The following is a 15,760-nucleotide window of genomic DNA, read 5'->3' on the forward strand; positions in this document are numbered from 1 at the left end:
TAGTGTAACCTATTTAAAACGCAAGGTACAAATAAATGGAATAAACTGATACATAATATCTGTTTAAGGTATTTTTTTAGGAAAGTATTATAAAAAATAGGAGCGAAGAAGTAATTTCGCTCCTATTTGGAAGGATGTTGAAAAAAGTATGAAGTATGTTTATTGTTTTACAAAATTCACTGTGATACAGTCTGAAAACTTACCACATTTTGGAGATTCAGCTTCGTAACAAACTTCTACTGTACCTGATTGTTGAATGTGATCTTCAATTAATACAAATCGTGGACTTCTTGGCGTTACTTCAGTACCGTTAATTGTCCATTTTACAGAACCGTTTACGATATCAGTAATTCCTAAAGTTTTAACTCCTACGAATTGTTTATTACGTACTGTAAATTCAAAAGTACCATCGTAAATAGAACAATCGATTGGTCTTGGTGGACCAGGAGTTTCTTCTTCTGGATTATTACCATCTTGTCCGTTACCATTATCTCCAGTATTTCCGTTATTATCATTATCTGAACCTTCATCGGTATTGTCGCCATTATTGTCTGAATCAGAACCGTTATCAGAATTATCGCCATTGTCACCATTATCTCCGTTATTGTCGTTATCTGAATTGTCTGACTCGTCTTCGTCATTATCATTATCAGATTCTCCATCTAATGCTCCTTCAGCTTCATCTATAATTTCTGATAGGGGATTTTGCTCGTCAACTAAGTTTTCATTTTGCTGACAAGAAGTAAGAACTAATGTGAATACAATTAAAAGCTTTAAAAATTTCATTATGTAAATAGTTTTATGTTTTTAACAGTACTAATACAACTGAATAAAAAAACACCCTACACTTTTTTCGAAAAAAATGCAGGGTGTTTTTTAAGTTTTTTATTTTTAGTCTTTTAGAAGTCTAATTTTTTATTTCTTGACAAAGTTCTATAAGTACTCCGTTAGTAGATTTAGGATGTAAAAAAGCAACTAATTTATTATCAGCTCCTTTTTTAGGTGTTTCATTTAAAACGATAAATCCTTCACCTTTAAGTCGTGCGATTTCAGCTTCAATATCTTCAACAGCAAAAGCAATATGATGAATTCCTTCGCCTTTTTTTTCAATAAACTTAGCAATCGGACTATCTGGTTTTGTAGCTTCAAGCAGTTCTATTTTATTTGGTCCAGTTTTAAAGAAAGAAGTTTTTACGCCTTCGCTTTCAACTTCTTCGATTTTATAATGTGCTTCACCAAAAAGAGAAGCAAATAAAGCATTCGATTTTTCGATACTTTTTACAGCGATACCAATGTGTTCGATTTTATCCATAAACAAAGTAAAATTGATCACAAAATTAAAGAAATAGATTTAAAAATCGTTTAAATCTATTTCTTCTGCCATTACTAATAAAACGTCTGATTTATGTAGTAAAGCCAAAACTTGTAGTGTAATACTTCGTAATTGTTCGTGTGTATTACAAAAATGCCAAATGCCCTCTAAGAAATGTGTGAAATCTGTTTTTCTGTCAAAACTGAAAGCTTTGGTTTGTGCTACTAAATTTAGTAATTGCTGAATAAGTTCTCTTGCTTGTTGTGTTTTCTGAGTGAATAATGCATTTGTTTCCCAAATATCATGTTGAGCCTGTTTTAATAAACGCGCTACTAAACTGTATAATTCTTTACGTTTTCCTTTTACACTCGGAACATAAGTTACAAGTTCTGCTCTAATAGCGGCGAGTTGTGAAACCTGCGGAAGATTATTTTTTGTCAAAATTTCTTCGGTAGTAAACAACCAATTTCTAAACTCAGAGATACTAGTACTATTTTTTGATTCTATTAGATTTGTTAGCTGATGTACTTCTAGTAACTTTTCATTTAGAGCTTTAACGATATTTATTTTTGAAGGGCGCATAATTATTCAGGTAATAGTTTCATGTTTGTACTGCCATCTTCATTAGCAGATGAATGCCATTCCATTCCATCTTCACTCAATTTCAATTTAATTTGAATAATGTTTTCAGGTTTAATTTCTCTTAACTCATTGGCTTGAACTATCACTTTTGTTTGATGTTGTATTACTTGTTTTTTCTGAATACGAGGTGTAAGCTCAGTTTTTATTTTCTGAATTAAACTTTCCATATTAATATTATCATCAATACGAGTCGTGTATAGTTTTGCTAAGTTTTTTGAAAGCGACTCCATTGCAGCTTCTTTTTGAGTTTCGTCGGCTTTAATTCGCTTTTCTAAGTTTTCAGTTTCCTTAGCAATTGCACTACGTAACATGGTAGAGGTTTTTCGATCAAACGCAGATGTTTTTGAAAAATCTTTCAGTACAGTATAGGTAGCAGAGTTAAACTGAATGTTATCTATAGGTTGATAGTCTTTTGTTTGCTCACTCTCTAAATTTCCAATAGCAACAGGAATATTTAATTCAATATCTGGAGTACGAAAACGAGGAATAGAAAATGTTTTTAATAAGTTGTCTTTAGCATAAATCTCGGCAATTCTGGCAGACTCAAGGTCTGCCATCATTCTTGCCTGATTAATTCCTACGACTAAAGAACTTAAATAGTCTTTTAAATCAATCATTGTCTTATGTTTTTATTTATTCTACTGGTTGAGATACAATAGCATCTTCTAAAATTCCAAGAAGTTTTTCCATTCCTTCTGGCATTTCATCTTGACTCACTTTTACTTTTACACCTAAGTGGAAAGTTTTGTCAATTTTATGTCCTTGACGCGTGTTTCTCTGATAAGATATACTCGTATTTAACTTAACTGTACTCGTATTTTTATTCGAATTCAAGAAACCTGGTCCTAACGCATAATTTTTATTCGTATTCTGATTACTAAAAGAAAAACCAGTATTGAATTTAAATTCGCTTCCTACACGTTTATATTCCATTGAAGTAATTTTCGCATTAAAGTCGATATTACCTTCTTCAACACGAATAAAAGGAATAGGCATCATAGTAATAATAGGAACTTGTAATTGCATTTCCTCAAATGATGCAGGAACAGAAGCAATATCTTCAACAGTAATGTCGAAAGAAGCTCCAGATCCACTACCACCAGTTGCAGAAGCATCTGTTGCAGCAGCAATTCCAGCAGCATCTAAATTTGGAGAAATAGTTAAAATATCACCACTAGCACCTACACTAGCAACAGTAACAGAAACTCCGTTTACATTTAATGTGTCTCCGTTTACGTAATCAATACCAGCTTTGTTAATTGTAACCGTTTTTGGTTTTCCTTTAATTGCAGGCTGGTATGGCTCTACCATTTTAGGATATTTAAAACTAACGTAAACTGGTTCACCTGGTTTTATTTCACCAGTTGTTTCATCTTCAGTATCTGGTGTAAAACCAATACTCTTTACAAAATCTACAGTAGATAAGGCAGCTTTAGACTGTGCGTCTACAATAGCACTTAATGGTCCCCCAATCATACCTGCAAAATCAATACTGGACAATTCCTGACCAGGATTGTAGTTTGATAAACTCATAATAGTAATTTTATTGATTAATGCCTACTCTGTTTCTGTGGTTTTTCGGCTATCACCACTTATGTATTTCGAAATAGCATCAACAAAATTCCATAAAAGAAGAAGCTAAATAGCAAGTCATAGCGCCTGAAAAATTAGAGTGATTATCCTGTGTTTTTTATGGTGCTTTTCTAAAAAGAGAAAGGAAAAGTATGTGGAGGTTTTTTCGTTAAATTGTTTATGAGGTAGACTTTGATTTTTGTTTAAACAGATGAAATAGAATGAAATATTCTTAATCAGGAAAACGCAATCATTGATTTTTTTTATTAACCCATACTTTAATTTTTGTAACTTTGATAAAAATTGTTAGCCTAAATTTTCTTTTAAAAATTGCATTTCAAAATATAGAAAATTAGCTATTAACTTATTTATTAACCATTATTATAATTTAATTATGAAAACAATTAAAATTGTTAAGCTTGCCGTATTGGTAAGTGTCGTTACGTTTGTTGCGTGCCAAAAAGATGAAGAAGCTATGAATCAAAACTTGGAAGTAAGTAAAGTTGAAAGACCTTACAATGCTTTAATGTATAAAGAAATGATTGATATGCTTGAGCATTATGATAAAACAAGAAAACCAGTTTTAGAAGATGCATTAGGATATGAAGATACTCGTATTAACTTTTATTCTATTGAAACTTTAGAAAATTACATAGCGTATGTGAAACAACTATCTAAAGAAAAAGGAATAGAATTAACAGGAATCAATTTTGTTTCAGGTTCTTATCCTGAAAATACAAGCCACGGTAAGCCAGGTTATCAGAATATAATGTTAATGCCTACAACTAGCATTAATGGAAAGAATATAGCATTTGACCCTGTTCATTCTCAAGAAAATAAAGTAAAAACAATGAAAGAAATGTTTGCTACTTATGGATACAATTGGGTGTATGACAGTAAAGAAGATTACAATAATAGATTTGTAACGAATAGCAAGTTACAGAAAAGTTATGCGAAAAGAATACAGACTTCTGATATAGAGAGTTCAGGAGCTAATTGGGGAAATGCTACTCCTCCTTATGATGATTAGATCTAAAAGAAATTTAAATTTTATTAAGCTGCTTTACGATGTAAAGTAGCTTTTTTATGTAGGATTAAAAATAATAATAAAAGCTCATATTATCCTGAAAACTGAACAGGAAAGACCCTTTGAAGCAAAAGGTGTTTTTCCTGTATTTTGTTTTTAAAAACTTGATTTACTTGATGTATCAAAAAAAAAGCTCTTTTTTTTCAATTTTTACCGTGTATTTTTGGCTATGAATTAAAACAAAAACATCATGAAAACAACGAAACTACTACTAACTTTACTTTGTGTATGTACACTACTATTAACTTCTTGTAAATTTTTTCCTGGAGATGGAAATACAGGAGGAGGAGAAAAATGTGAAAACTGTTACGATTTTAATGGGCAAAAACCAAAACAGACTATTTCCAAAAAAAAGGCTATAGTTTTACAAAAAGAATATATAGAAACACGATCAAGGTTTTTAAATGAATTTTTAAATGATAAAGGGCACATCAAAGGAGAAGATACTAGAGAGGTTAGTTATGATTTAGAAACTATTAAACAATATATAGCTTATGTGGAAGCTGAAGCTAAGAAGAAAGGCTATGATGGTTTAGGATTACGACTATATTTTGGAGCTTATCCAAAAGGAAGTAACTATAAAGATGCGGGTTACAGTACTATATTTTTTATGCCCACTTATAAAAAGAAAAGTGCTACAATGAATTTTATCTATGATCATGGAGGAGATCATATAATGGAAGGAGTAGACGGACTTAATTTTGGAGGTATGGGAAGACCACCTAAAGATTTACACTAAATATGATATTTTCTGATCTATTATTACTAACTGTTTTTTTCGAGATACTAGCTTTTTTATTTGGAATTCTTAATTATAAAAAGATTAAAAATTCTAAAGAGAAATACTTTATTTATCTTTTGTTTTACACGTTCATTAATGAATTGATTGGGAATTATTTTATTTATTTTGAGAAAGTTAATTTTTCAATTATTTATCAAGTTTTTGCAATAATATCATTCTTGTTTTATAATTGGTGGTTCAATACAATTTTGATTTCCAGTTATCAAAAGTTAATAATTAAATTAGGAAGCATAATTTTTATTATTCTATCAATTTATAATTTGATAAGTTATAGTTGGGATGAATATCATTACACAACTTTTTTATATGGAGCGTTTATATTAATACTTTCGGCTTTATTTTATTTTGCACAATTACTTAACGATAAAGAGGAGATTGACGTTATTTATAATTTGAGATTTTGGATAACTACAGGCTTATTATTATTTCATGTAGGAATGATACCATTAACTTTGTTTTCAGAACAATTTGACGGTAATAATGAAATAAGAATTATTATTTTAGTTACACTTAATTTAATTTTATATGCTTGTTATTCTATAGGATTTATTTTATGCAAACCGATCAAAGATTAGTTTTTATTCTTACAACATTAATAGTGGTTTTAATGGCTTTAGTCGTTATCACTTTATTTGTTGTGTTTTCAAGAAAAAAGAACCGGTTGTTAAGAGAAAAAGCTACCGAAAAAAAACGTTTTGAGCGTGAAATCGCAGAAACACAAATAGAGATTCGAGAAGAAACTTTAAGAAATATTAGTTGGGAGTTACACGATAATATCGGGCAACTCCTAACTTTAGCTAAAATACAATTGCAAAATGCAACTCCCGAAAGTTTAGATGATATTTCAGAAACAATAACTAAAAGTTTAAATGAAATTCGTTCACTATCTAAACTCATCAATCCAGAATTTATAAAGAATATTGCTTTAAAAGACGCTTTACAATTAGAAATAGAACGCTTTAATCGTTTACAGTTTATTAATGCCAGTTTAAAAATTGTTGGAGAAGAAAAAGAACTCAATCAAAAACATGGTATTATCCTATTTAGAATCCTTCAAGAATTCTTCTCAAACACCATTAAGCATGCAAGAGGTTCTAAATTAGAAGTTTGTTTAGAATTTAATTCAGATAAACTTACAATAAAAGCTATAGATGATGGTATAGGTTTTAATATGGAAGATATCCAGAAAAAAGGGATTGGCTTAGAAAATATGAAAACAAGAGCCAAACTTATTAATGCGGATATAAATTTGGAATCTAAACCAAATTATGGTACAGAATTAAATATTTATTACTATTTTTAAAAAGTGTAATCCCCTTATGCAGTAGTATTTTTACTAACTTATTAACCCGTTTAACTATGAAGTATTCAGTTGTTGTGGTTGACGATCACACGTTGTTGTCACAGGCTATTGAAGGCATGGTTAATACTTTCGATAAATTCAAAGTATTATACACATGTAAGAACGGTGGGGAAGTAAAAGAAAAGTTTAAAGCTTCCCCCCGAAACATTCCGGACATTGTCCTCGTAGATGTTAATATGCCAGTAATGAATGGTATAGAAACAACAGAGTGGATTGTGTCTAACTACCCAAACGTTCACGTATTAGCGCTTTCTGTAGAAGACGCAGATGGAACTATTCTTAAAATGCTAAAAGCAGGAGCAATTGGTTATCTTTTAAAAGATACTCAAAAGCAAGTGTTAGAAAAAGCATTATTAGAAATAATGGAGAATGGTTTTTATCACACAAGGAATGTTACGAACTTATTACTAGATTCTGTTTCTGGGAAAGGAAATAGAAATCAGGTTAGTTTTAAGGAGAATGAAATTAAATTTATGCGATTGGCTTGTTCCGAGCTCACGTACAAAGAGATTGCAGAGAGAATGTTTTTGAGTCCAAAAACAATCGATGGCTATCGAGACAGTTTGTTTACCAAACTCGATGTACGAAACAGAGTAGGATTGGTTATGTATGCTATAAAGAATAAGATCTATACTCCTTAAATTAATTAAGAATTGCTCCCTATATTTCATTTATCTCCTCGCTCACTCTATGTAAAAAGTAGAGATAGGTTTATAATGACTATACTTTTAGCATTTTTAGAAATGGTTTTACACAATAAATCAATAAATTTGCAGTATGGAAGAAACTAATAGACAGCGAAAGATAGCAGCAGTTTTACAAAAAGATCTTGTAGATGTTTTACAAAGAGCTGCTCAAAATGGAATGAAGGGAGTAATTATTTCTGTATCGAAAGTATCGGTTACAGCAGATTTAGGTGTAGCTAAAGTTTTCCTAAGTGTTTTTCCTTCAGATAAAAGAGATGAAATTCTTGAAGGAGTAAAATCGAACACACCACTTATTCGTCATGAATTATCTCAAAGAACTAGAAATCAATTAAGAAGAATGCCAGAATTAATGTTCTTCGGAGATGATAGTTTAGATTATATTGAAGAGATAGACAAATCTTTAAAAGGAGAGGATGAAAATCCAATTAAAAATCCTGAAATATTACCACGTCGTCAAAAAAGATAATCGATAATAATTGTTACATTGCCAATAATTAAAGTAACAATTGAATTTCTCACTATACATAGCAAAGCGTTACTTACGCTCTAAAAATAGTACAAATGCTATTAATATAATTACCATTATAGCCATGCTAGGTGTAATTATAGGAACATTAGCATTGTTTATTATTTTATCAGGTTTTTCAGGTTTACGAACTTTCAGTTATTCTTTGTTAGATAGTTCAGATCCTGATATCAAAATTACAGCTAGTATAGGAAAAAGTTTCTTGTACGAGAAAAATATCGATGACGCCTTAATTTCCAATCTTAATATTGTAGAGTTTTCAAAAGTTCTAGAAGAAAGAGCTTTTTTAAAATATGGAGATAAAAATCATGTAGCTTATATAAAAGGTGTAGACACAAACTATACAAGTGTTTTAAAAATAGACACGATGTTGTGGAGAGGATTTTGGATCGATAGAGAATACAAAAATACAGCTGTTGTTGGTTTTGGAATTGATTCAAAACTATCGATACAAGAAAATTTAAAGCCTCTTGAGATTTTTATGCCGAAACCTGGTACAGGAATTATCAATCCGAATAGTGCTTATCGATCTGTAAAAACACAAGTAGTTGGAATTTACGGTGGAGCTGAAGAGTTTATAAATAAGTATGTTTTTACTGAGTTAGAAGTAGCCCAAGAATTAATGGGATATGAGGCTAATAAAATTTCTGGAATTGAATTAAAAGTTAAGAATACTGATAATGTCGATCGCATTGCAGAAGATTTACAACAAACACTAGGAAGTAAATACAAAGTTCAAACTAGAGCACAGCTAAACGAACTGTATTTAAAAGTAATAAATACTGAGAATTTTGTTTCTTATCTAATCTTTACACTTATTGTAATTATAGCATTGTTCAATCTTATTGGAGCTATAATTATGATGATTATAGACAAACGTAAAAACTTAAAAACCTTATTGAATTTGGGGACTACAGTTAAACAAATTAAGAAGATATTTGTTTATCAAGGTTTCTTATTGTGCGTAGTTGGAATGATAACAGGATTACTATTAGGAATTGTATTAGTGTTCCTTCAACAACAATTTGGACTATTCAAAATTGGTCCAGATTTAGCATATCCAGTAGAGTTCAGATGGTTTAACTTGTTTGTAGTAATTGCTACTATATTATCACTTGGATATTTAGCTTCTAGAATTGCTAGTAGTAGAATTACTAAGAATTTTATCGAAAGTTAAACTTAATATAACCCAGCGCTGAGAATTAGTTTTTCCATTATATAAATGTTTCTTTTTAGGGATCTATTATTGCAAGATTTACTTTATGTTTCATCTATATAGTAAAAAATGGATTAATTAATTGTAAATAGGGATTATTTGTAATCAACTAACAATATAAAGTTACAACAATAAAAAAAACTTGCTTACATTTTTTGGATGCAAGCAAGCTAAATTATCGATAAACGACTGTATTATTAAGATAAATGGTAATTACTTTATTTCAGGAATTCTAGTATTACCAAATTGCTGTTCAATTTCATCAAAAGCACTAAAAACATCTTTAGGATCATCAGAAGTTACAAGCTTCAATCTATATTCTTTAAAATGTGGAATTCCTTTAAAGTAGTTTGTGTAATGTCTTCGAGTTTCAACAACACCTAAATGTTCACCTTTCCAATCAATAGACATTTGTAAATGACGACGCGCTACTTCAACACGCTCAGCAATTGTTGGTTTTGGTAAATGCTCACCAGTTTCGAAGAAATGTTTTACTTCATTAAAAAACCAAGGATAACCAATAGAAGCTCTACCAATCATAGCGCCGTCTAATCCATATGAATCACGCATTTCCATAGCTTTTTCAGGAGAGTCTACATCACCATTACCAAAAACAGGAATATGCATTCTAGGATTATTTTTTACATCAGCAATTGGTCTCCAATCTGCAGAACCTTTGTACATTTGAGCACGAGTACGACCGTGAATTGAAATCGCTTTAATTCCAACATCTTGTAAACGTTCAGCAACTTCAACAATTCGAATTGAATCATGATCCCAACCTAAACGTGTTTTAACAGTAACAGGTAAATCGGTATGTTTTACCATAGCTTCAGTAAGCTTAACCATTAAATCGATATCTTTTAAAATACCTGCTCCAGCTCCTTTAGAAACTACTTTTTTTACAGGGCAACCAAAGTTAATATCGATAATGTCTGGTTTGGTTTTTTCGACAATTTCTATAGAACGTAACATAGAGTCCATGTTAGCACCAAAAATTTGTATACCAACAGGTCGTTCTTTTTCGTAAATATCAAGTTTAATAACGCTTTTTGCGGCGTCACGAATTAATCCTTCCGAAGAAATAAACTCGGTATATACTACATCTGCACCATTTTCTTTACATAGTGCTCTAAAAGGCGGATCACTAACGTCTTCCATTGGAGCTAAAAGCAATGGAAAATCAGGAAGTTCTATGTTGTCTATCTTTACCATAATTCAAAAAATCCTTGCAAAATTACTGTTTTTTTATAGAATGATTTTATAAGTTTGAGTTCATCTAAAAAATAAATTGTTGGAAATTCCTTTTGAACCTATACTTTTTGGAGTAAAAATCAATATTCATTTGATATTAGAGTATTTAGCTTTTTTTCTTGGATATCGATATTATGCATATTTAAAAAAGAAATCTAACGATCAAATTCCTTCAGAAAATCGATTGTATATTATTCTTGGAGCCGCAATAGGAGCGTTTTTTGGTTCTAGATTGATGGGGTTTTTAGAACATCCAATCGTTACTATGGATAAATCTTTCCTTTATATTTTTAATGTGAAAACAATTATGGGAGGTTTGTTTGGAGGTTTACTAGGTGTTGAGATTTCTAAAAAGATTATTGGAGAAAAACAATCTTCAGGTGATTTGTTTACATTACCGATAGTTCTTGGGATTTTTATTGGAAGAATCGGATGCTTCTTAACAGGAACAAACGAATTTACGTACGGAAAAGAGACTTCATTCTTTATGGGAATGGATTTAGGCGATGGTATTTTACGGCATCCTTTGGCTTTATACGAACTGATTTTTTTATTGATGTTATTTTTCTTGCTGAAATCTATTCAAAGAAAACTGACTGTAAACGGAGAGTTATTCAAATGCTTTATGCTGAGTTATTTCGGATTCCGTTTTTGTATCGAATTTTTAAAACCAAATCAGTTTTTTGTTTTCGGACTCAGTTCGATTCAAATATTATGTATAACTTGTTGGTTATATTACTATAAATTTATTTTAAAAGCTATGAAATATGCCCGTTAGAAAATATACGTATTACGATTTCACATTGAGTTTATGTCCTGAATGTTTAAGAAGAGTAGATGCTAAAATCGTATTTGAAGATGATAAAGTGTATATGTTAAAACGTTGTCCTGAACATGGCAATTCAAAAGTTTTAATAGCAGACGATGTAGAATATTATAAAAACATTAGAAACTATAATAAACCATCGGAAACACCTTATACATTCAATACTAAAACACATTATGGTTGTCCGTACGATTGTGGATTATGTCCAGATCACGAACAACATTCTTGTTTAACAGTTTTAGAAGTTACCGATCGATGTAATCTAACTTGTCCGACTTGTTACGCAGGATCTTCACCAACCTACGGAAGACATAGAACATTGGAAGAGGTGAAAAAAATGTTAGATACCATTGTGAAAAATGAAAAAGAACCTGATGTTGTTCAAATTAGTGGAGGAGAGCCAACTGTACATCCGCAGTTTTTTGAAATTTTAGATTATGCTAAAACGCTTCCAATTCGTCATTTAATGGTAAACACGAATGGAATTAAAATAGCAAAGGACAAAGATTTTGTAAAGCGGCTAAAAAATTATACGCCAGACTTTGAGATTTACCTTCAGTTTGATTCTTTTAAAGATGAGGTTTTACAGCAAATGCGAGGCGCAGATTTATCTGAAATTCGAAAGCAAGCAATAGCCAATTTGAATGAAGTTAATTTATCAACAACTTTGGTAGTAACGCTTCAAAAAGGATTGAATGACGATGAAATCGGAGAAATAATAGAGTATGCTTTACAGCAACAATGTGTACGTGGAGTTACTTTTCAACCGACACAAATAGCTGGTCGATTAGAAAATTTTGATCCAGAAAAAGATCGATTAACATTAACAGAAGTTCGAAGAAGAATATTAGAACAGTCTCCTGTTTTTAATTCAGATGATTTAATTCCGGTTCCTTGTAATCCAGATGCCTTGGTTATGGGCTATGCTTTAAAATTAGGAGGAGAAGTATTTCCTTTAACGCGTTATGTAAATCCTGCAGATTTATTGGATAATAGTAAAAATACGATTGTTTATGAGCAAGATGAACAATTACATGGAAAAATGATCGAATTGTTTAGCACGGGGAATTCTGTAGAAGTAGCTCAAGAAAATTTAAAGTCGATTATGTGTTGTTTGCCTAATATCGATGCACCCAATTTGGGATACGATAATTTGTTTCGAATTATTATTATGCAGTTTATTGATGCATATAATTTTGATGTAAGAGCAATTAAAAAGTCGTGTGTTCATATTGTGGACAAAGACTATAAAATTATTCCGTTCGAAACTATGAATCTGTTTTATAGAGACGATAAAAAACAACGTTTAGAAGAACTTAAAAAAGAAAACATATGAATTTTTTAGAAGTAGGAGATTTATCAGGACTATTTGCAATCATCATACTAGTTATGTTTGGTCCGCCTTTGTTATTAATTATCATTGGGGCATCTATTAGAAAAAAAAATAAAGATATTTCTACAGTATTATTCATCTTAGCTGCTTTTTATCTTTTAGTCGGATTAGGATTATGCTTTGGAGGTTTGGCGTAGAAAACATTTATTTTTTACGTTACAATTGAAAAATTAGTATCAATTTCCTCATGCTCCATTATACTATCTTTATCTTTTTAGATTAAACATACTATTTTGAAAAAATACAATTGGGCCATTTTAGGTTGTGGATGGATTGCAGAAATATTTGCTGGAGATTTAAAGACATTAGATAATGCTGTTTTATATGCAACAGCGTCTAGAGATATAAAAAAAGCTGAAAAATTTGCTGATCAATTTGGTTTTCAAAAAGCTTATGGAAGCTATGAAGCAATGTTGCAAGACGAAAATGTTGATATAGTATACATTGCCACACCACATACATTTCATTGTGAACATACATTACTTTCTTTACAACATAAAAAAGCAGTTTTATGTGAAAAAGCGCTTGCAATAAATTCTACTGAAGTAGAAAAAATGATAGCCGCTTCTAAAGCAAATAATACTTTTTTAATGGAAGCTTTTTGGACACGTTTGGTTCCTACATTTAAAAAAGTTTTAAACATTATCGAGTCAAAAGAACTTGGTGAACTAAAAGTAGTACAATCAGATTTTATGTTTCATGGAGCTTACAATCCTGAGAGTCGTTTATATAATCTAGATTTAGGAGGCGGAGCATTATTAGATATTGGAATTTATCCTGTATTTACAGCACTGCAAACTTTAGGTGTACCCAATAATATTATAGCGAATGCAATTAAAAGTCCGACAGGTTCAGATGAACATATCGACATCATTTTTGAATATGAAAATCAAAAAAGAGCATATTTAAGAGCTGGTTTTACTTGTGATGCACCAAACTATTCTGTTTTTCATTTTGAAAAAGGAACCGTTCAAATTTCTAGAGAAATGAACTGTCCGATTATTATAAAAACTGAAGATGGAATTCAAGAGTTAAGAGAAAATGATGGAGAAGGATATGGGTATTATTTTGAAGCTACCCATGTTATGGAATGTTTAGATAAAGGAGTTATAGAAAGTCCTATTTTATCTAATGAATTTAGTGTTGAGTTAATTTCTACTTTGGATAAAATCAGAAAAAAAATAGACCTAACTTACCCCAATCATGATGGAGTAAGTAGATCTAATTAAAAAGGACCGTATTTATTTACTAAAATACTCTCACAATGTTAAAGCCAAAAGCAATATCCCCCCCGGCGTTGCTTATATATCCTGGCTCGTTTGACGATTGTGCATTTGTAAATAGTAATTGAAAAACATGACCTCCCGTTTCAATATCTACACCAAACGTATAGGGATTGTAAAAGATTGAATTTTCATCTCTATTGAAATTATGTACATATTCAGCATTTAAGCTTACTCGTTTGCTTAATTTTAAACGACCACCAAATCCCATTGCAAATTGATTATGGTTTGCCGTTCCTGTTTCTTCTAAAATTTGAAGATTTTCTCTCACATAAGTCGGCGCAAATTCGAATGAAAAACGTTTAGAAAACCTGTGAGATGCTAAAAGTTGAACAGCGTAACTCATTCGATCGCCACTTTGTAATGTGTAATTTGTAAACCTACTATTGCTAATTTCAGTATTAATATTAGCCGTAGCATATCCAACTAAATTAAAAGGAAACGATTCCGATTGTTTTGTGAATCTACTTTTTACTGCAAAAGCGACTGTTTTTTCAAACGATTCTCTACTTAAACTAAATTGAGTTCCTTCCCAAAAACTATATAAAAGCTCAATTTTAGTATTTGCTTGATCTAATCCTAAGAAAGTATCGAATCCATCTTTTAATGGTCCGAATCTATGGGACACGATTAAATATAATTCTCCTTTATCGCCTATTTTAGTCGATTGTAGGTTTCCTATTTTTAGTGTTTTAAAAGCAGGTAATTCAAACTTTGTGTTTGCTTTTTTACCCTTTTCTTTATTGTTTGCTTCTTCGTTTGTATAGTTGTCTAATTCGTCAAGAAGTTGATCATCTTCTTGTGCAGAAATAACTATTACTTGTAGAGCAAGTAAAAGTGAAAATATTATTTGTTTAAAATGCATTGGTTTAGTTTTAATTCATTTAAAAGATCATCATAACCTACCACCATACCTTTGATTGTGATATTTTGATTTTCTTTTAATGTGTTTAAATTTTGATTTTCAGAAAATTGACAGAAAACAGAGCTGTCTATAATAACTCCTTCTGTATCGATATTGGAAATTTTTCCAGTAAGAACAATCACTTTATTGTTCCACTCAGTAACATTACTTCCAATAGTGTTCATGAATTCTTGAGAAGTCCCTTCAAAAGAAATCTTGGTATCCTCTACCTTTTCAGTTTCTTTAAAGACATAACTATAAGCAATTATTCCTGAAATTGTAATTATAATTAAGGCTATAAATAACTTTTTATTTTTTTTCAGAAAAGTCATAATTTAAATCAACAGTAACTATTCTTGCTATTTTACGTCTTACCACACTCGGAATTTTAATATTAAAATCACCAGGTGTTAATTCAAAAGTTGTGGCCAAGTTAATTTTATCGCCTACTTTAGAAACTGTTCCTTTCGTTTCAATTTCTTTGCTTATACCTTTAATAGTGATGTTTCCTTTTATAGTTACGTCTTTGGTTCCTGTTAAAGAATTAAGATCAAAATCTTCTATTTTTCCTCTAAATACAGCTTTAGGAAATTCATTAGATTCCATAAAGCTTTCATTAAAGTGTTCTTGCATTAAAGCTAATCTAAACTTAAAAGCACTAATAAATAATTGTGAAGCTATTTCTCCTTTATTAGTTAAAATAGCAGTAGTACTTTTATTTAAAGCTTGTACAGGTTCAAATGCGTCTACAGATGCTTTAAATCCTGTAGAACCTGTTCTTGTATAATATTTTTGGCTAAAAATTGATTGTGAAATCAATAAGATAATTACGAAAAGTCTCATGTTGTATTTTTTTGGGGTTATATTTTTTGA

General features: G+C 30.6%; 19 protein-coding genes. 10 read left to right on the plus strand and 9 right to left on the minus strand.

The features are described from left to right. Positions 1-159: 159 nt before the first annotated feature. The 5 genes from Q1A15_RS09730 to Q1A15_RS09750 form a co-directional block, all read right to left on the minus strand. Positions 160-786, minus strand: coding sequence for a hypothetical protein (locus Q1A15_RS09730; protein ID WP_299622575.1), 627 nt, complete (start codon positions 784-786; stop codon positions 160-162). Between the two features lie 121 nt (positions 787-907). Beyond that, entirely contained in the window at positions 908-1,312 is a 405-nt protein-coding gene (gene mce / locus Q1A15_RS09735) for a methylmalonyl-CoA epimerase (RefSeq protein ID WP_299622578.1), read from the minus strand. A 39-nt stretch (positions 1,313-1,351) separates the two neighbouring features. Further along, complete coding sequence (locus Q1A15_RS09740; protein WP_299622581.1) at positions 1,352-1,894, minus strand: hypothetical protein; 543 nt, start codon at positions 1,892-1,894, stop codon at positions 1,352-1,354. Positions 1,895-1,896: 2 nt separating this feature from the next. Next, complete coding sequence (locus Q1A15_RS09745) at positions 1,897-2,571, minus strand: hypothetical protein (protein WP_299622584.1); 675 nt, start codon at positions 2,569-2,571, stop codon at positions 1,897-1,899. Positions 2,572-2,587: 16 nt separating this feature from the next. Next, complete coding sequence (locus Q1A15_RS09750) at positions 2,588-3,487, minus strand: DUF2589 domain-containing protein (RefSeq protein ID WP_299622587.1); 900 nt, start codon at positions 3,485-3,487, stop codon at positions 2,588-2,590. Positions 3,488-3,920: 433 nt separating this feature from the next. Here Q1A15_RS09750 and Q1A15_RS09755 point away from each other — a divergent pair, with 433 nt between their 5' ends. From Q1A15_RS09755 to Q1A15_RS09780, 6 genes are all read left to right on the plus strand, one after another. Beyond that, positions 3,921-4,556 carry a hypothetical protein gene (locus Q1A15_RS09755; RefSeq protein ID WP_299622590.1) on the plus strand — a complete coding sequence of 212 codons (636 nt, stop codon included), beginning with the start codon at positions 3,921-3,923 and terminating at the stop codon, positions 4,554-4,556. 247 nt (positions 4,557-4,803) lie between these two features. Then, positions 4,804-5,352: a hypothetical protein gene (locus Q1A15_RS09760; protein WP_299622593.1), complete on the plus strand. Its 549-nt coding sequence runs from the start codon at positions 4,804-4,806 to the stop codon at positions 5,350-5,352. A gap of 616 nt (positions 5,353-5,968) precedes the next feature. Next, positions 5,969-6,718: an ATP-binding protein gene (locus tag Q1A15_RS09765; protein ID WP_299622597.1), complete on the plus strand. Its 750-nt coding sequence runs from the start codon at positions 5,969-5,971 to the stop codon at positions 6,716-6,718. 56 nt (positions 6,719-6,774) lie between these two features. Then, positions 6,775-7,419, plus strand: a complete 645-nt coding sequence (locus Q1A15_RS09770) for a response regulator transcription factor (RefSeq protein ID WP_299622600.1) — start codon at positions 6,775-6,777, stop codon at positions 7,417-7,419. Between the two features lie 136 nt (positions 7,420-7,555). After that, positions 7,556-7,951 (plus strand): 30S ribosome-binding factor RbfA, encoded by a 396-nt coding sequence (rbfA, locus tag Q1A15_RS09775; protein ID WP_299622603.1) that lies wholly within the window; start codon positions 7,556-7,558, stop codon positions 7,949-7,951. A 40-nt stretch (positions 7,952-7,991) separates the two neighbouring features. Continuing rightward, the gene (locus tag Q1A15_RS09780; RefSeq protein ID WP_299622607.1) at positions 7,992-9,188 is read left to right on the plus strand and encodes an FtsX-like permease family protein; all 1,197 of its coding nucleotides are present in this window, start codon (positions 7,992-7,994) and stop codon (positions 9,186-9,188) included. A gap of 252 nt (positions 9,189-9,440) precedes the next feature. Here the strand turns inward: Q1A15_RS09780 and dusB are convergent, their stop codons facing one another. Continuing rightward, the gene (gene dusB / locus Q1A15_RS09785) at positions 9,441-10,442 is read right to left on the minus strand and encodes a tRNA dihydrouridine synthase DusB (RefSeq protein ID WP_299622610.1); all 1,002 of its coding nucleotides are present in this window, start codon (positions 10,440-10,442) and stop codon (positions 9,441-9,443) included. A 79-nt stretch (positions 10,443-10,521) separates the two neighbouring features. Between dusB and Q1A15_RS09790 the strand changes: the two genes are divergently transcribed. The 4 genes from Q1A15_RS09790 to Q1A15_RS09805 all read left to right on the plus strand — a co-directional run bounded on the left by Q1A15_RS09790 (position 10,522) and on the right by Q1A15_RS09805 (position 13,929). Then, a complete protein-coding gene (locus Q1A15_RS09790; protein ID WP_299622613.1) occupies positions 10,522-11,259 on the plus strand; it encodes a prolipoprotein diacylglyceryl transferase family protein in 738 nt (245 codons plus the stop codon). Next, positions 11,249-12,643: a radical SAM protein gene (locus Q1A15_RS09795; RefSeq protein WP_299622616.1), complete on the plus strand. Its 1,395-nt coding sequence runs from the start codon at positions 11,249-11,251 to the stop codon at positions 12,641-12,643. Before Q1A15_RS09790 ends, Q1A15_RS09795 begins: the two co-directional genes overlap by 11 nt. Then, positions 12,640-12,837 carry a hypothetical protein gene (locus Q1A15_RS09800; protein WP_299622619.1) on the plus strand — a complete coding sequence of 66 codons (198 nt, stop codon included), beginning with the start codon at positions 12,640-12,642 and terminating at the stop codon, positions 12,835-12,837. The genes Q1A15_RS09795 and Q1A15_RS09800 overlap by 4 nt, the downstream gene beginning before the upstream one ends. Before the next feature lie 96 nt (positions 12,838-12,933). Next, a complete protein-coding gene (locus Q1A15_RS09805) occupies positions 12,934-13,929 on the plus strand; it encodes a Gfo/Idh/MocA family oxidoreductase (protein ID WP_299622622.1) in 996 nt (331 codons plus the stop codon). A 19-nt stretch (positions 13,930-13,948) separates the two neighbouring features. Here Q1A15_RS09805 and Q1A15_RS09810 read toward each other — a convergent pair whose 3' ends face one another. From Q1A15_RS09810 to Q1A15_RS09820, 3 genes are read right to left on the minus strand one after another with little or no spacing between them, the layout of a single operon-like run. After that, positions 13,949-14,848, minus strand: coding sequence for a DUF5777 family beta-barrel protein (locus Q1A15_RS09810; protein WP_299622625.1), 900 nt, complete (start codon positions 14,846-14,848; stop codon positions 13,949-13,951). Next, on the minus strand, positions 14,830-15,219 hold the full coding sequence (locus tag Q1A15_RS09815; RefSeq protein ID WP_299622628.1) for a hypothetical protein: 390 nt from the start codon (positions 15,217-15,219) through the stop codon (positions 14,830-14,832). Before Q1A15_RS09815 ends, Q1A15_RS09810 begins: the two co-directional genes overlap by 19 nt. Further along, entirely contained in the window at positions 15,197-15,730 is a 534-nt protein-coding gene (locus Q1A15_RS09820; protein WP_299622631.1) for a YceI family protein, read from the minus strand. Before Q1A15_RS09820 ends, Q1A15_RS09815 begins: the two co-directional genes overlap by 23 nt. Positions 15,731-15,760: the final 30 nt, after the last annotated feature.

The organism is uncultured Tenacibaculum sp. (genome assembly GCF_947495995.1).
Lineage (GTDB): Bacteria > Bacteroidota > Bacteroidia > Flavobacteriales > Flavobacteriaceae > Polaribacter.

Bases quoted from the DNA above. Each gene is read 5' to 3' on its own strand.
- Q1A15_RS09730 (WP_299622575.1), bottom strand. From the start codon at position 786: ATGAAATTTTTAAAGCTTTTAATTGTATTCACATTAGTTCTTACTTCT.
- mce (WP_299622578.1), bottom strand. From the start codon at position 1,312: ATGGATAAAATCGAACACATTGGTATCGCTGTAAAAAGTATCGAAAAA.
- Q1A15_RS09740 (WP_299622581.1), bottom strand. From the start codon at position 1,894: ATGCGCCCTTCAAAAATAAATATCGTTAAAGCTCTAAATGAAAAGTTA.
- Q1A15_RS09745 (WP_299622584.1), bottom strand. From the start codon at position 2,571: ATGATTGATTTAAAAGACTATTTAAGTTCTTTAGTCGTAGGAATTAAT.
- Q1A15_RS09750 (WP_299622587.1), bottom strand. From the start codon at position 3,487: ATGAGTTTATCAAACTACAATCCTGGTCAGGAATTGTCCAGTATTGAT.
- Q1A15_RS09755 (WP_299622590.1), top strand. From the start codon at position 3,921: ATGAAAACAATTAAAATTGTTAAGCTTGCCGTATTGGTAAGTGTCGTT.
- Q1A15_RS09760 (WP_299622593.1), top strand. From the start codon at position 4,804: ATGAAAACAACGAAACTACTACTAACTTTACTTTGTGTATGTACACTA.
- Q1A15_RS09765 (WP_299622597.1), top strand. From the start codon at position 5,969: ATGCAAACCGATCAAAGATTAGTTTTTATTCTTACAACATTAATAGTG.
- Q1A15_RS09770 (WP_299622600.1), top strand. From the start codon at position 6,775: ATGAAGTATTCAGTTGTTGTGGTTGACGATCACACGTTGTTGTCACAG.
- rbfA (WP_299622603.1), top strand. From the start codon at position 7,556: ATGGAAGAAACTAATAGACAGCGAAAGATAGCAGCAGTTTTACAAAAA.
- dusB (WP_299622610.1), bottom strand. From the start codon at position 10,442: ATGGTAAAGATAGACAACATAGAACTTCCTGATTTTCCATTGCTTTTA.
- Q1A15_RS09795 (WP_299622616.1), top strand. From the start codon at position 11,249: ATGCCCGTTAGAAAATATACGTATTACGATTTCACATTGAGTTTATGT.
- Q1A15_RS09800 (WP_299622619.1), top strand. From the start codon at position 12,640: ATGAATTTTTTAGAAGTAGGAGATTTATCAGGACTATTTGCAATCATC.
- Q1A15_RS09810 (WP_299622625.1), bottom strand. From the start codon at position 14,848: ATGCATTTTAAACAAATAATATTTTCACTTTTACTTGCTCTACAAGTA.
- Q1A15_RS09815 (WP_299622628.1), bottom strand. From the start codon at position 15,219: ATGACTTTTCTGAAAAAAAATAAAAAGTTATTTATAGCCTTAATTATA.
- Q1A15_RS09820 (WP_299622631.1), bottom strand. From the start codon at position 15,730: ATGAGACTTTTCGTAATTATCTTATTGATTTCACAATCAATTTTTAGC.